The sequence below is a fragment of the Actinacidiphila sp. bgisy167 genome, assembly GCF_057707665.1.
The window spans coordinates 1-1,767 of the sequence record NZ_JBYIQP010000190.1; the positions used below are offsets into that span (position 1 = coordinate 1).

A 1,767-nucleotide genomic window follows, 5' to 3' on the forward strand; every position below is an offset into this window, starting at 1 on the left:
CCGATCCTCCGCACATAGCTGAGTCGGATGAACTGATGAGGTGGCCGGTACTTCAGTGGGTGTGGGTCGTTGGAGTGGACGTGCCGATATCTCGTTCGCGTCGTTCCCGGGTTCAGCGTCCCCGCATGTCGGTCGAGCTGGCACCTGTGGTGGAGAGGCGTCTGGGCGCTCTGCCTGCCTCTGCCGAGTTTCTGCGCCGGTTGGACGTGGCCGGGATCATCGACGAGCTGTGCCCCGTCCGGGATGTGGCACATCTGACGCACGGGCAAGTCATCGAGGCGCTGGTCGCCAACCGGCTGTCCTCGCCGACCTCGATGGTCCGGGTGGAGGACTGGGCGCGGAAGTGGGCGGTCGAGGAGGTCTTCGGCATCGAGCCTGACCTGCTCAACGACGACCGTATCGCCCGCGCCCTGGACGCTATCGCCCCGCACCTGGAGGAGATCACCGGCTCGGTCGGCGCCCAGACCATCGCGGAGTTCGGCATCGACACCGCCCAGATCCACTGGGACATGACGTCGATCTCCATGTTCGGCGCTTATCCGGACCAGGAAGAGCAATTCGCGCAGGTCAGATACGGTCACCCCAAGGACCGGCGGGTGGACCTGAAGCAGGTCCAGGCCGGAGTGGCTGTCACCCGCGACGGCGGCATCCCCGTCTTCCACCGCGCCTACGACGGCGGCGCGGGCGAAGTCGCCCAGGTCGTCGGCGCGATGAAGGCCCTGCGGAAGATCGCCGACCGCAAGGACTTCCTGCTCGTCGCGGATTCCAAACTGGTCTCCTACCCCAACATCACCGCCCTGCTCGACGCCCGGGTCCCCTTCGTCGCCCCCATACCCGCGGCCCAGGTCAAGGCCGGCTTCTACGCCACGCTCGACGTCCAGGCCGCCGAGCTGGTCGACTACGTCAACGACCGCGACTGTGACCGGAACACCCCCGCCGACCAGCGCCACTCCTACCGGGTCCTCGAAGACGTCCATGCCATGGCAGGACCGCGCAAGCGCGACCCGGTCCACCACCTGCGCCGGATCCTGGTCCACTCCACCGGCAACGCCGAGGGCCAGCGCAAAGCACGCGCCAAACGCCTGGCCAGAGCCGCCGAGGAACTGGAAAAACTGCAGAAATCGGCCGGCGGCCGGTACTACACCACCGCCGAGAAGATCCAGGCCCGGATCGGGGTGATCACCAAGTCCCGCCGGGTCGCCAGCTGCCTGCGCACCGCCGTCACCGTCGGCCCCAACGGGAAACCCGCCCTGTCCTGGCACTTCGACCAGGATGTCCTGGATACCGAAGCCGCCGCCGACGGCTGGTACTGCCTGGTCACCGCTCTGACTCCCGAACAAGCCGACGCGGCCGAGGTCTTCCGGCGCTACAAAGGCCAGGGGGTGGTCGAACGTCGTTACGGCGAGTTCAAAGGCCCCCTGGCCGTCGCTCCGCTGTTCCTGGAGCACAACCGCCGCATTACAGCCCTGATCACCGTGATCTGCCTGGCCCTACTGGTCTACTGCCTGATCGAACGCCAAGTCCGTCAGGCCCTGGGCCCCGAGCAGACCATGGCCGGCCTCTATCCCGACAACCGCAAGGTCCGCCCCACCGGCCGCATGATCCTCTACCACCTCGACGGCCTCACCCTCCGACCCGGCACCACCACCGACCCACCCGTCATCCTCGTCAGCCAAGGAGTCCAAGCACACCTGCTCGAACTCCTCGGCATCGACGAAACCCGACCCCGCTGGCTGGAGACCTAAAACCCCATGTGCGAAGTCACCG

The 1,767-nt window shown here is 67.1% G+C and carries 1 protein-coding gene; it reads left to right on the plus strand.

Annotated elements, in window-relative coordinates; all coding sequences use genetic code 11:
* Positions 1-125: 125 nt before the first annotated feature.
* Positions 126-1,745, plus strand: a complete 1,620-nt coding sequence (locus AC3ET4_RS30670; RefSeq protein WP_431955215.1) for an IS1634 family transposase — start codon at positions 126-128, stop codon at positions 1,743-1,745.
* Positions 1,746-1,767: the final 22 nt, after the last annotated feature.